We start from the raw sequence: 13,832 nt of genomic DNA on the forward strand, positions 1-13,832 counted from the left end.
CGACGGATCGCAAACCAGACTGTGATGCGCTTCACGCTCTTAAAACACTAATACTGAAAGTATTAGCTGGCAAGGGGTGTGCCCAAAATTTCTCACCACACACTCTAATCCGCCTGATTGCAGGGAAGTATGGCCACCGTGGGCGCGGCTTCACCCACGCGCGGACGCCTCCAAAGCCCGGTTCTCAACGTAAAGATTCATTACTGACGTATAAAATCGGCGGCGCGGCACCCCTCCCACCCATGCCGGGCGGCACGTTTAAAGCCAACGACACCCCCGGCCCGGACACGAGGGTGTGTCCGGGCCGGGGGTGTCCGGCGGTTGGGTGGGCCCTAGCGTTCCCCGGCCCCCTCGAGCACCGCGTCGGTGCCGGAACCGGCCAATGCGGCATCGGCGTCGTCCGCGTCCGTCTCCTCCAGCGCGAAGTCGCCGATCTTGCGGCGGAACCCCTTCGTCAGGAACGCCACGTAGATCACGCCGACGGCCAGCCAGACCGCGCCCGAGATGAGCGCGTCGGCGTGCAGGAACGCCCACAGCACCCCGGTCAGGCCGGCGCCGATGACGGGCAGCACCAGGTAGGAGAAGATGTCCTTGCCGGTCTTGTAGCGCTTCTGCCGGAACACGAAGTACGCAATCACGGACAGGTTCACAAACGTGAACGCGATCAGGGCGCCGAAGTTGATCATCGACGACACCAGCTCCAGCGACGGCGTGATGGCCAGCAGCGAGACGGCACCCACCACCAGGACGGTGAACGCCGGGGTGCGGAAACGCGGGTGGACGTAGGCGAACAGCTTCTTCGGCTTCAGCACCCCGTTGCGGCCCATGACGAACAGCAGGCGGGACACGCTGGCATGCGAGGACAGGCCGGAGGCGACCGTGGCCGCGAACGCGCCGGCCACGAAGATCATCTGGAACACCTGGCCGCCCACGTACAGCGCCATCTCCGGCAAGGTGTCGTCGGTGACCTGGAAGTGGTCCACGTTCGGGAACACGGACTGGCCGAACCAGCCGGCGATGAAGAAGATCGCCCCGCCGATGACGAGGGTCAGCACGATGGCCCGCGGCAGCACCTTGGGATCCGAGGTCTCCTCGGCGTACATGGTGATCGCGTCGAACCCGATGAACGAGAAGCACACCACGGTGGCGCCGGTCAGCACGGCCGTGGACGACACGCCCGAATGGAACAGCGGCGTCATGGAGAAGATCGTGCCGTTGCCCATGCCCTCGGACAATTTCACGGACGCGAGCACGATGAACACGGCGATCATGACCACGGCGAAGATGACGAGCACGGAGTTCATCCACGACGTCGACTTCATGCTCCACAGGTTCAGGCCGGTGATCACGATGACGTACAACACCACCCAGATCCAGCCCGGCACGTCGGGCACCATGGCCTCCATGTAGATGCGGATGATCAGGGCATTGACCATGGGCAGCAGCAGGTAGTCCAGCAGCGCCGCCCAGCCCACGAAGAAGCCGAGCCCCGGGTGCATGGTCTCGCGGGTGTACGTGTACGCCGAGCCGGCGCTGGGGAACACGCGGACCATCTTCCCGTAGCTGAGCGCCGTGAAGAACATGACGGCCAGCGCCACCAGGTACGCCAGCGGCACGGCGCCGTTGGTCTCCTGGGTGACGATGCCGAACGTGTCGAACACGACCGTGGGGGTCATGTAGCCCAGGCCGAGGCCGACGATGGCCCATAGTCCCAGGTTCCGTTTCAGGGTGGTTTTTTGTTGCGCCATTGCTGGCTCGCTTTCGCTAGGAGTGCGCGGAAGGGTGCGGCGGCACGCGCCGCACGCGTACCGGCCCGCCGCGGGGTGTCAGGAAGTTGTCAGGAAACGGCTGCGGTCCGGGATTCGCGCAGCTTGGCGGCGACCTCGAGGGCGTCACCGGTCGGGGCGGTGGACTTGCTGTCCGGGCGGGCGATGAACAGGTACAGCAGGCCGGTCCCGGCCACGACGCCCAGGCCGATCAGCACGATCCAGTCTGAGACCACGTCGCCGCTGTGGCCGGGCAGGGCCAGCAGCACCATGGCGAAGAGGCCGTACGCCAGGGCGATGACGTTGATGACGACGCCGGCCCTGCCGAGGCTGAACGGGCCGGCCGGGCGCCAGCCGCGCAGCCGCTGGCGCAGCGACGCCAGCACCACCGACTGGAAGGCGACGTAGATGCCGAGCACGGCGAACGACGTCACGGCGGTCAGCAGCTGGTCCGAGCCGAAGAAGATGATGACACAGATCAGCACCGGGATGCTGCAGGCGACGATGAGCGCGTTCGCGGGCACCTTGGCCGTGCCGCTGACCCTGGCCAGCCACCGATGGCCGGGGATCATGCCGTCGCGGGCGAACGAGAAGATGAGCCGGCTGGCGGCGGCCTGCAGGCTCAGCACGCAGGACAGGAACGCGGTCAGGGCCACGACCAGGAAGATCTTCGCCCCGACGGCTCCGAGGGCGGATTCCAGGATGGCCGGGATCGGGTCGATGTCCTGGCCGTTGACGACCTTCTGCAGGTCCGGGGCGGCCAGCACGTAGCCGCCGAAGGACATCAGCGCGGACACGCCGCCGACCAGGATGGTCATCATCATGGCCTTGGGGATGCGCCGGGCCGGGCTGGCGACCTCCTCGGCCACGTCGCCGCACGCCTCGAACCCGTAGAACAGGAACAGGCCGGCGAGCGCGGCGCCCATGAACGCGGCCGCGTAGGAGCCATCGCCTTGGACCCCCATGGAGTCGAAGAACACGGAGAACGGCTGCTTGCGGGCGAAGATGAGCAGGTAGAGCCCGACGGCGATCACGCCGACCAGCTCGGCCGCCAGACCGATGCGGGCCACCCGGGCCAGCGTCCTGGTGCCGGTGAAGTTCAGGACCAGGGCCACGAGCAGCAGCAGCACGGACAGGCCGAGCGTGGTGCCGCGCGTCAGCTCGATGCCGAACAGGCTGGCCAGGAAGCCGGAGCCGAACTGGGCGACGGCCGTGATGGTGACGATCATGGCCCAGATGTAGATCCAGGCCGCCATCCACGCGTAGCGCCGCCCCCACAAGCGGCGCGTCCACGGGTAGATGCCGCCGTGGATCGGGTACTGCGAGACGACCTCGCCGAAGACCAGGGAGACGGTGAACTGGCCCAGCCCGACGATGAGGATCCAGAAGATCGACGGCGGCCCACCGGTCGCCATGGCCACGGCGAACAGCGAGTACACGCCGACCAACGGCGACAGGTACGTGAATCCGAGCGCGAAGTTGGCCCACAGCGACATGGACCGGTCGAACGATTCCGTGTATCCGAGGACGGCGAGGTGATCGCCGTCCCCAAGGTGTTGGGGCGGGCTTGGCTGTTGCTGGTTCATGGTGACCTTCCGGCGACGGTGGCGGCAGACGGTGGGCCGCCCGCTGCTGCGCCGCGCCGGCCCCGTGACCCGGTTCACAGGCACAGGGAGACACTACACCCTATTCATCTTAAATAGAATGTTTATTTTTCCGCGGCCGCCACGATGACCCTCAGGCTGGTTCCCGGACAGCCGATTTCCACGCCCGGGTCGTGCTCTCGACCGGGACGCCCGCGCCCGGCCAGAGTCCCGACCGGCGCGGCCGGCATGGTCGAGAGCACGACCCGGCCGCCGTCCCCGACCAGCGCGGCCGGGGCGCCGATGCGGCGCAGCAGCGGCAGGACATCCGATTCGAGCCGGCGGACCAGCACGTCCGCCCCGACCACCCCCACCACATTGCCCCCCACGGACACCTCCTGGGTCATGGTCAGGATGTAGTCGCACGTGCACAGGTGGTCCACGTACGGGCCGGTGATGTGCCGGGTGAGCGTGGTCTCGGGAACGCGGTACCACTCGAGCGCGGTGAAGTCGCGCAGGTAGTCCGCATATTCGCGCGAGGCCAGATCCAGCTGGCTGGGCTCGGTGGTGGTGCCCAGCAGCGGGTTGTCCTCCTGCGGGCCCAGCCACCAGGCGAAGTGCGGGCCGGTCGGCTCGACGATGCCCGGGGCGGCGATGAACCCGGCCCCGACCAGCAGCGGGTCGGGGCGCGTGAGCTCCCCGCCGACGAGCGCCAGGACCCCCTGGTCCAGGCCCCGCACGGGTTGAACCGCCAGCAAATCCACCAGCACGGTCCGCCACTGCGCCAGGTTGGTGAAGACTGTTTCAAACAGGGCGCCGATGGCGCCGGCGCAGTCCTCGCCGCGGGCGAGCAGGTCGGCGGCCGGGCCGGCGCCGGAAGCGGGTTTCATGGGCGTGGCCTCCGCAGTTCGATGTGCTCCTTGGCGGCCAGCAGCCAGCCGGCCAGCTCGCCCACCTCGGTCCGCACGAGCGTCCGTGCCGTCTGCCCGTCCCGGGACGCCACGGCATCGACGACCCGCCGGTTGAGCACGGCGACCCGGTCCCGCACTGCGGCGTCGGACATGCCCAGCCACAGCAACTGGCCGAACTCGGCCTGCAACCGGATCTGCTCGCGGACCAGGCGCGGTGACTGACTGATGACGGCAAGCTCCAGGAAGAACCCGCCCTGGTTGCGGCCGGCATTGTGTTCGGAGATGAAATCGGCGCCGGCGAGCCAGGCCGCCAGCCGCTGCGCCTCGTCGTCGGAGGCCAATTCGGCGGCGCGCTCGACGCTGCCGGCGGTCACGGCGCCGAAATAGGCGCCGACGTCGGCGATCTCCACCTGCGACAGGCCATGCAGGCGCGCCCGCAGGATGACCTCCGGCGTCCGGTGGGAGGCAAGCACGAAGCTGCCGCCCTCGCGGCCGCGCCGAGTCTCGACCAGACCGGCGTCGCGGATGGCGCTCAACCCCTCACGGGCCGTCACCACGGCGACGCCGAAGCGCCGGGCCATCTCGGCCTCGCTCGGCAACTTCTCCCCGGCCTGCAGCACGCCGAGCAGGATGGCGTCGGTCAGCCGCTGGGCAACCTGTTCGGAACGGCCGGCCCCGTCCAGCTGGGCGAACACGGCCGCCCGCGCACCGCGACCGCGCACGGGCGCTTCGGGCGCTGTGACTTTCATGCAACACACTTTAGCCACCCGAACCACCCAACGGGACGACATGGACGGCGATGCATTTTGCCCAAACATGGGTTAGTTCATCCAATGATGGGGGTCGTGGGCGTTGCTACGCTGCTAGGGCGCACCGGGAGCAGGTGCTCCACGTCACAGCCGTGCGTCACGCGAAGGGACCATCAATGCCCACACAGCACCACCTCGCCTCCGAAGCGGCCGGCCCGCTGGACGGCATCGTCGTGGCCGATTTCTCCCGCGTCCTGGCCGGCCCGCTGGCCACCATGACGCTCGCCGACCTGGGGGCACGGGTGATCAAGGTCGAACGCCCGGGCGCCGGCGACGACACGCGCAGCTGGGGCCCGCCCTACTCCCCCACGGGCGCCACCTATTTCGAATCCGTGAACCGGAACAAGGAGTCCATCACGCTGGACCTCGCCGACCCGGCGGACCGGGCCACGGCCCGCGACCTGGCGGCGCGCGCCGACGTGCTCGTGGAGAACTTCCGGCCCGGCGGCATGGCCAAGCTGGGGCTCGGCTACGAGGAGTTGTCCGCCCTGAACCCGCGGCTCATCTACGCCTCCATCACGGGCTTCGGCAGCGTCGGCGGGGCGTCGCTGAGCGGCTACGACTTCATCGTCCAGGCGCTCGGCGGGCTCATGAGCATCACCGGCGACGCCGCCGGCACGCCGTACAAGGCCGGCGTTGCGCTCGTCGACGTGCTGACGGCGAAGGACACGACGATCGGCGTGCTGGCCGCGCTCAACGCCCGCGCCGCGAGCGGGCGCGGCAGCCGGATCGAGGTCAACCTGCTCTCCAGCCTGCAGGGTGCGCTGGCCAACCAGGGCCAGGCGTATCTGGGCGCCGGCAAGATCCCCGGCCGGATGGGCAACGACCACCCGTCGATCGTGCCCTACCAGCTGTTGCGGTGCGCGGACACGCCATTGGCCGTCGCGTGCGGCAACGACGCCCAGTTCGCCAAGCTCACCCAGACGCTGGGCATCGAGCATCTGGCCGCCGATCCGCGCTTCGCCACGAACAACCAGCGCGTGGCCCACCGCACCGAGCTCGTCCCGCTGCTCGAGGACGCGTTGGCCGCGGCCGACGCGCAGGTGTGGCAGGAAAAGTTCACCGGCGTCGGCGTCCCGGCCGGCCGCGTGGCGACGATCGACCAGGGCCTCGACTACGCCGAATCACTGGGGCTCGAGCCGGTCATCGAGGTGCAGGACGCCACCGGCGCCACCGTGGGACGCCAGATCCGGCACCCGATCACGTGGTCGCCGGCCATCCCGCCGCGCACCGTGGCACCACCGCGGCTGGGCGAGCACAACGACGCCGTGCGAGCCTGGCTCGCCGGTGGTTGAGCCCGTCGAAACCGGTGGTTGAGCCCGCCGAAACCGGTGGTTGAGCCCGCCGAAACCGGGTCTCGACAAGCTCGACCACCGCATCTCGACCACCGACAGGCTCGACCACCTGCGCAGGTCAGGCCCCGCGCAGGGCCAGCCACAGGTTCGCGGCCACGTCCGGATCGTCCGGGTCCGCCTGCAGCAGCTGGGCGGCGATGCCCATCCGGTGCCGCAGTGAATTCCGGTGCACGCCCAGCTCCCGGGCCGCACCTTCCCACTGGCCGCGATGGCGCAGGTAGCTGCGCACGGTGCCCACCAGGTCGGCGCGCGGGTACCCCCGCAGCGCGTCCACCCAGCCCCGCGCGCGCGGGTCGAGGTCGCCCGCCCCCGCCCTGGCGAGCCGGCCGTCGTCGAACGTGCGCACCAGCGCCGCGAGCTTGCCGCTCTCCGCGCTCACCGCATGCATCGGGATCGGGTCACCGACGACGGCGGCAGCGAACGCGGGTGCCTCCGCGGCGGACACGGGCCCGGCCTGCAGGGTGGCGGCATTCGCCGGCGTGGTCGCATCCAGGATGTAGTACACCAGGTCCCCGGCCTCGTAGCGCAGGTCGCAGTCGGCCAGCGCCGCTGCCAGGGGGCCGGTTTCGGCTTCCCCCGGTTGGGCGGACAACCACGCCCTGGTGGCCGCCGCATCGCGTTCGTCGCGCGCGACGAGCAATCGGACATGGCCGGCCGGGACGGTGATGTCCAGATCCGCCGCCACCAGGCGGCCGGCCTCCACATGCGCGTTCAGGAACAGCTTCGCCGCCGCCCGGCCCAGCGCCGCGGACGTGGCCGCGATCTCCTGCTGCTGGGCGGCCTTCAACGACAACAGCACGCACACCGTCAGGATGACCTGCCGGTCCGCGGGCGTGAGCTTGCGCCCGGCACCGATGGCCAGGAAGCCGACCGTTTGCCGGCCCACCATCACCGGGTATTCCACCACACTGGTCCCGTGGATCTGGAACGTCGACGCCGAGTACGTGCCCACCAGGTTCAGGCGCGCGGTCTCCGCGCGCAGCGCGGCCGCGATCGCCGTGTTGCCGGTGGGCCACAACGTTTCCGGGCCGTTGTCGGCGGGCAGGTAGGCGACCCAGCCGCCCAGCGCCTGCGCGAGCGCCCTGACCACCTGCGACAACGCGTCCGGGCGGGTTGCCGCACGCGCCAACGCCGTTTGCGTGCCCAGGCTGGCCGCCAGGTCGGCCTGGCCCTCCTTCGCCATCAGGTCCCAATACGCCCGCGAGACATTCATGAACGGCGTGCCGTCCGGGACGATGAGCAGTTCCAGTCCCGCGGCGCGGCACAACTCGACAAGCCCGTCCGGCACCTCGTCCACACCGGCTCCCAGCCCGAGCCCCAGGCCTGACACGCCGCGGTCCGCGAGCCGCTGGACATAGGCGGCCATGGCCGTGGGCGGCCCCGCGACCGGGATGCCGGTGGTCAACAGCAGCTCCCCACCCTCCAGGTAGGGGGTCGGGTCCGCCAGCTCGGAGATGTGGACGCCGGAGACGGTCCGGTGTGCCACCGCCTTGCCCGAGGCGGGTCGCAGGTCGCTGCCGAGCAGGTGCTGCATCTGCGCCAGGCTGATCATGATGGTTGTCCTCCCGGGTGGCCCGGCGGGCGCGAGCAACCTTTGTACAATTTGTCCGTGCAGGCCCCATTCATGGATAAACCATACAATGCGAGCCATGTCACAGGCCACTAGCGTGGACCGCATGACACTTGAATCCCCCGCCCTGCCGCAGTCGCGGCATCTGGCCACCGCCATCCCCGGACCCCGCTCCACCGAACTGCACCGCGAGCGTGAGGCGCACGTGAGCAGCGGCTTCGGCGTCACGATCCCGGTATTCGTGAACCGGGCGGAGGGCGGCATCCTGGAGGACGTCGACGGCAACCGGCTGGTCGACCTGGCCTCCGGCATCGCCGTGACGAGCGTCGGCGCGGCCAACAAGCATGTCCAGGCGCAGGTGGCCGCGCAGATGGAACGGTTCACGCACACCTGCTTCATGGTCACCGAATACGACTCCTTCACGAAGGTCGCCGCGTGGCTGAACGCCCGCGTTCCCGGCGACTTCGAGAAACGCACTGCCCTGTTCTCCACCGGCGCCGAGGCCGTGGAAAACGCCATCAAGATCGCCCGCTCCGCCACCGGCCGCGAGCGGGTGCTCGTCTTCGACGACGCCTACCACGGCCGGTCACTGCTGACCATGGCCATGACGGCCAAGGAAAACCCGTACAAGCTGAACTTCGGCCCCTTCCCGGGCGGGGTGTTCCGGGCGCCGACGGCCGGGCGGCTGTGGAACCGGCGCGGTGACACCGACGCCGCCGTCACCGCGCTGCGCGGTGTCGAGGCGCTGCTGCAGGACCACGGTCCCGAGACGTTCGCCGCCATGGTGATCGAGCCCATCCAGGGCGAGGGCGGCTTCCTGGTCCCCGCGCCCGGCTTCCTGTCCGGGCTCCGCGAGATCGCCGACCGTCACGGAATCGTGCTCGTCATCGACGAGATCCAGGCCGGCATGGGGCGCACCGGCAAGCTGTTCGCCAGCGAGTACGAAGCCGTCGCCGGCGACCTGACCCTGACGGCCAAGGCCCTGGGCGGCGGCCTGCCGCTGAGCGCCGTCACCGGCCGCGCCGAGCTCATGAATGCCGTCCACACCGGCGGCCTCGGCGGCACCTACGCCGGCAACCCGGTGGCCTGCGCCGCCGCCCTGGGCGTGTTCGAGGCGTTCGAGGACGGCACATTGCTGGCCAACGCCCTGCAGATCGAGGCGGCGGCCCGTGCGGTCCTCGAGCCGCTGCTGGCCGAGGTCGACACCGTGGTCGACGTCCGCGGCCGCGGCGCCATGCTCGCGGTCGAGTTCGCCGACCCGGAGACGTTCGCGCCGCGCGCCGACGTGGCCGCCGCCGTCGCCGCGGCCTGCCACGCGCAGGGTGTGCTGGTCCTCGTCTGCGGCACGCACGGCAACGTCATCCGGCTGCTGCCCCCGCTCGTCATCGGCGCCGACCTGCTGCGCGACGGGCTGGCCGTGCTGCGCGCGGCGATCGTGTCCGCGACGAACCCGGGCACCGGCGTCGAACCTCACACTGCCGTTGCCACCGACCCCGACGGCGCCCTCGCCGCCGCCCACTGAGCCCACCGACCACCCAACGGAGAACCCCATGACTGAAACATCCGACCTGCTGAACATCGACGCGCTGTTCACGCCCGATGAGCTGGCCACGCGCGATGCGGTGCGCGCGTTCGTCGACGACGCGATTCGCCCGAACATCGCCCACTGGTACGAGAACGCCATCTTCCCGACCGACATCGTCAAGGAGATGGGCGCGCTCGGCCTGCTCGGCATGCACCTGTCGGGTTACGGCTGCCCGGGGCGTTCGGCCGTCGAATACGGCTTGGCCGCGCTGGAACTGGAGGCCGGCGATTCCGGCCTGCGCACGTTCGTCAGCGTCCAGGGCTCGCTGGCCATGAGCGCCATCTACAAGCACGGTTCCGAGGATCAGAAGAACGAATGGCTGCCGCGGATGGCCACGGGCGAGGTGATCGGCTGCTTCGGGTTGACGGAGCCCAGCGCCGGCTCCGACCCGGGATCCATGAAGACGTTCGCCCGCCGGGACGGCTCCGGCCCGGACGCCGGCTGGGTCATCAACGGCTCCAAGCGCTGGATCGGGTTGGCCACGTTGGCACAGGTCGCCATCATCTGGGCCATGACCGACGACGGCGTCCGCGGCTTCATCGTGCCGACCGGCACACCGGGGTTCAAGGCCCAGAACATCGAGCCGAAACTCTCGATGCGCGCCTCGGTGCAGTGCGAGATCGAACTGAGCGACGTGCGCCTGCCCGCGACGGCGCTGCTGCCCAAGGCGAAGGGGCTGCGCGGGCCGTTCGAGTGCCTCAACGAGGCCCGCTACGGCATCGCCTGGGGTGCCATGGGCGCCGCGCGTGACTCGTTCGAGGCGGCGCTGGCCTACTCGCTGGAACGGCACCAGTTCGACAAGCCGCTGGCCGGATTCCAGCTGACGCAGGAGAAGCTGGTCAATATGGCGTTGGAAATCAACAAGGGCATGCTGCTGGCCCTGCAGATCGGCCGGCTCAAGGATGCCGGCCAGTTGAAACCACACCACATCTCGGTCGGCAAGCTCAACAACGTGCGCGAAGCCATCGCGATCTGCCGCGACGCGCGCGCCATGCTCGGTGGCAACGGCATCACGCTGGACTACTCGCCGCTGCGGCACGCCAACAACCTGGAGTCCGTGCGCACCTACGAGGGCACCGACGAAGTCCACACGCTCATCCTGGGCAACCACATCACCGGCATCCAGGCATTCCGGTAGGAGGGACGACCATGAACAACACCGTGGAACTCGAACAGTTCATCGCCGGGTCGTGGCGGCCGGGCACCGGCCCCATCCTGGAATCAGTCAATCCGTCACACCCGTCCGAGGTCGTGGCCCGCGGCGCGCAGGCGGTCACGGCCGACGTCGACACCGCCATGGCCGCCGCCGGCAAGGCCGCCCGGGAGTGGGCGCGTACGCCCGCGCACGAGCGCGGCGCGCACCTGCTGCGCACGGCCGCCATCCTGGAGTCCAACGCCCCGGCCTGGGGTGAGGAGTTGGCCCGCGAGGAGGGCAAGACGCTGGCCGAGGCGCGGGGCGAGGTCCTGCGCGCCGCCCAGATCTTCCGGTACTACGGGAACGACGGCGACCGCGAGTCCGGTGCCATGTTCGCCTCCCCGCGGCGCGGCGAGAAGATCCTGGTCACCCGGAAGCCGTTGGGCGTGGTGGGCCTCGTGACGCCGTTCAACTTCCCGATCGCCATCCCGGCGTGGAAGATCGCCCCGGCGCTGGCCTACGGCAACACCGTCGTGTGGAAGCCCGCCAGCACGGTGCCGCTGCTCGCCATGCGGCTCGCCCAGGCCCTCGACGAGGCCGGTGTTCCGGCAGGGGTGGTGAACCTGCTCATCGGGCCCGGCGCGTTGGGGACCGCCCTGGTGGAACACCCGGAGCTTGCCGGGCTGTCCTTCACCGGGTCCACGGGCGTGGGCCGCACGCTGGCGGCAGCGGCCGCGGGTCGCGGCGTGCCCGTCCAGGCGGAGATGGGCGGCAAAAACGCCGCCGTCGTCCTGGCCGACGCCGACCTGGCCCTCGCGGCCGAGCAGGTCATGCTGGGTGCGTTCCGCTCCACCGGGCAGAAGTGCACGGCGACGTCCCGCCTGATCGTGGCCGAACAGGTGGCCGACGAGTTCCTCGCCGAGCTGTCCCGCCAGGCCGCCGCACTGTGCGTGGGAGACCCGACCACGGCCCAGACGCAGATGGGGCCCGTCATCACGGCGAAGGCTCGCGCCGATATTCGCACCGGCATCGCCACGGCGATTTCGCAGGGCGCCCGGCTGGTCACGGGAGAGAACGGCACGGACGGCAACCCGTTCGGGGAGGGGCACTACCTCGCGCCGACCATCCTGGAGCTGACCGGCGACGCGGACTATGACCTCTGGCGTGACGAACTGTTCGGCCCGGTCCTGGCCGTGCGCCGGGCCGAGTCCACCGCCGAGGCGTTCGACCTGGCCAACGACAGCGAATTCGGCCTCTCCTGCGCGCTGTTCACTCAGGACGTGACCCAGGCGCTGGAAGCCATCGATGACCTGGACGTCGGCATCCTGCATGTGAATTCCGAGTCGGCCGGCGCGGATCCGCATGTCCCGTTCGGCGGGGCGAAGAAGAGCGGTTACGGGCCCAAGGAGCAGGGCCTGTCGGCGCGGGAGTTTTACACGCACACGACCACGGTGTATTTGCGTGGTGGGGTGGCCCGCGCCTAGCGCCGGTCCCGGACAACGAAGAGCCCCGGACCGTGTGGTGCGGGGCTCTTCTGCGCGGGCTACGTTGGTCGAGCTTGTCGAGACCCCGGGGGTCGGTGATCTCGACGGGCTCGATCGGCGGTGGTCGAGCTTGTCGAGACCCCGGGGGTCGGTGATCTCGACGGGCTCGACCGGCGGTGGTGGTTAAGCGCAATGCCGTTTACTTTGGCGAGGGCTTGGGAACCCGCTTGACGGCCCAGTGCGTCATCTTGCGTTTGACCTGGTGCGGTGCGCTGCGCTGCCGCCGGGCGGCCCGCAGGGTGCACAGGCCGAGTTCGTCAAGACGGCAGAACGAGCCCAGGTCGGGGGGCAGGAAGGTAGCGTGAGGCATGTCGCGCCCATCGGCCTCCGAGACATGAGCAGGTGTCGTCACGCCTACCGAGTCGATTGGGTTCGTGGGCGTCAGCGCCAGAATTCGGTGAGCTGCTCGGCAAGGGCTCTGCCTTGGTCGTAACCGGCTCGAGCGGCGGGCGGACGCGTCGACAGATCCATCAGATTGGTGCCGAATGCGTTGCGGGAGTTGCTATCCGGCAAGATGGTTTCGACTCTGCTGCCGCGGGCGCGGAGTTCGTCGACCTGCGCTGCAAGATGCATGCCCCACTCCAGCGGCGCCCGTGATCTGCCGCCAAGTGGTGACAGCACCAGCACCCGCCCGTATCCGGCTGCCAGATCGGCATTCTCGCTGGATCGTCGGTAGCCGCCGTCGATGTATCGGCTGTCGCCGATACCGTAGGGAGGGACACCGAAGCCATTGGCAGTGCTGGCGGCGACGGCGTCCACCAGGTCGACTCCGCTGTGGCGGTCGAACACGACGGGTTCACCGGTATGCGCATCGACCGCCGTGATGAGCACCGTTCGTTGCGGCCAGTGCTGGCTGGGCAGCCGGGCGGCGACGGTAGCGCGCCACTGCGTTTGCCCGGAGCCGTCCGACGCCGCATCCATTTCGAGCGCCGCCGCACCCAGTCTGCGGCGCATATCGGCCGCATCCTCAGCGGCGGCGATGATCTCGCTCGTCCTCCGCATATGGTCGGCCACCGGCCCAATGGGAACGCGTCCACGGTCGGATCCGATCGGACCAGTCCGTTGCTGGGGCGCAGCGAAAAGGATTTCGGCAAGCAGTTGGGTCGGGCTCGCGCCGGTTATCTGGGCCGCGGCCGTCGATCCGGCCGACGTGCCGATGATCAGATCGGCCTCGGTCACATCCAACCCGGCATCGAAGAGGCCGGCGATGACGCTGATCAGCCACGCATTGCCTGCCGATCCGCCACCACCGAGGACCAACGCTCGCTCGCCCGCGGCGCGCACCCGCCTTGTGGCGTCGACCTGCGGCTGATCCTGGCCGGACCTCGGCCGGTCGGGTGCCGTCGTCGCGCTTCCCACATGCAGCGGCGACCCATCGTGGTGCGGTTCCAGGCTCACCCCTTCACGCTACCCTGAATCAGGCCGCAGGCGACGTAGCGCCGCAGGATCAGCAACAGCGCCATGACCGGCCACCCGGCCGCCGCGGCCCGTGGCGTGGGCGGGTCCCGGACGACGAAGAGCCCCGGGACCGTGTGGTGCGGGGCTCTTCTGCGCGGGTTGTGGTGGGCGTGGCG

At 69.7% G+C, this 13,832-nt stretch carries 11 protein-coding genes; 4 read left to right on the forward strand and 7 right to left on the reverse strand.

Annotated elements, in window-relative coordinates; genetic code table 11:
* Positions 1-332 precede the first annotated feature (332 nt).
* The 4 genes from EJC77_RS17345 to EJC77_RS17360 form a co-directional block, all read right to left on the reverse strand.
* Positions 333-1,748, reverse strand: coding sequence for an APC family permease (locus tag EJC77_RS17345; RefSeq protein WP_125615572.1), 1,416 nt, complete (start codon positions 1,746-1,748; stop codon positions 333-335).
* An 89-nt stretch (positions 1,749-1,837) separates the two neighbouring features.
* On the reverse strand, positions 1,838-3,352 hold the full coding sequence (locus EJC77_RS17350; protein WP_125615575.1) for an APC family permease: 1,515 nt from the start codon (positions 3,350-3,352) through the stop codon (positions 1,838-1,840).
* Positions 3,353-3,474: 122 nt separating this feature from the next.
* On the reverse strand, positions 3,475-4,239 hold the full coding sequence (locus tag EJC77_RS17355) for a hypothetical protein (protein WP_125615578.1): 765 nt from the start codon (positions 4,237-4,239) through the stop codon (positions 3,475-3,477).
* Entirely contained in the window at positions 4,236-5,009 is a 774-nt protein-coding gene (locus EJC77_RS17360; RefSeq protein WP_125615581.1) for a FadR/GntR family transcriptional regulator, read from the reverse strand. The genes EJC77_RS17355 and EJC77_RS17360 overlap by 4 nt, the downstream gene beginning before the upstream one ends.
* Positions 5,010-5,185: 176 nt before the next feature.
* Between EJC77_RS17360 and EJC77_RS17365 the strand changes: the two genes are divergently transcribed.
* Positions 5,186-6,364, forward strand: a complete 1,179-nt coding sequence (locus EJC77_RS17365) for a CaiB/BaiF CoA transferase family protein (RefSeq protein ID WP_125615584.1) — start codon at positions 5,186-5,188, stop codon at positions 6,362-6,364.
* A gap of 118 nt (positions 6,365-6,482) precedes the next feature.
* On the opposite strand, the gene EJC77_RS17370 is transcribed toward EJC77_RS17365, so the two are convergent.
* A complete protein-coding gene (locus EJC77_RS17370; RefSeq protein ID WP_125615587.1) occupies positions 6,483-7,976 on the reverse strand; it encodes a PucR family transcriptional regulator in 1,494 nt (497 codons plus the stop codon).
* Between the two features lie 124 nt (positions 7,977-8,100).
* Here EJC77_RS17370 and EJC77_RS17375 point away from each other — a divergent pair, with 124 nt between their 5' ends.
* The 3 genes from EJC77_RS17375 to EJC77_RS17385 are packed head-to-tail and all read left to right on the forward strand — an operon-like array spanning position 8,101 to position 12,198.
* Entirely contained in the window at positions 8,101-9,516 is a 1,416-nt protein-coding gene (locus tag EJC77_RS17375) for an aminotransferase class III-fold pyridoxal phosphate-dependent enzyme (RefSeq protein WP_164520470.1), read from the forward strand.
* A 28-nt stretch (positions 9,517-9,544) separates the two neighbouring features.
* Positions 9,545-10,717 carry an acyl-CoA dehydrogenase family protein gene (locus EJC77_RS17380; protein ID WP_125615593.1) on the forward strand — a complete coding sequence of 391 codons (1,173 nt, stop codon included), beginning with the start codon at positions 9,545-9,547 and terminating at the stop codon, positions 10,715-10,717.
* A gap of 11 nt (positions 10,718-10,728) precedes the next feature.
* The gene (locus EJC77_RS17385) at positions 10,729-12,198 is read left to right on the forward strand and encodes an aldehyde dehydrogenase family protein (protein ID WP_125615596.1); all 1,470 of its coding nucleotides are present in this window, start codon (positions 10,729-10,731) and stop codon (positions 12,196-12,198) included.
* A gap of 199 nt (positions 12,199-12,397) precedes the next feature.
* Here the strand turns inward: EJC77_RS17385 and EJC77_RS20500 are convergent, their stop codons facing one another.
* Positions 12,398-12,568, reverse strand: a complete 171-nt coding sequence (locus tag EJC77_RS20500) for a hypothetical protein (RefSeq protein WP_164520471.1) — start codon at positions 12,566-12,568, stop codon at positions 12,398-12,400.
* Between the two features lie 71 nt (positions 12,569-12,639).
* Positions 12,640-13,542 carry a patatin-like phospholipase family protein gene (locus EJC77_RS17390; RefSeq protein WP_205787449.1) on the reverse strand — a complete coding sequence of 301 codons (903 nt, stop codon included), beginning with the start codon at positions 13,540-13,542 and terminating at the stop codon, positions 12,640-12,642.
* Between the last annotated feature and the right edge of the window lie 290 nt (positions 13,543-13,832).

Source organism: Specibacter cremeus, from assembly GCF_003946885.1.
Classification (GTDB): domain Bacteria; phylum Actinomycetota; class Actinomycetes; order Actinomycetales; family Micrococcaceae; genus Specibacter; species Specibacter cremeus.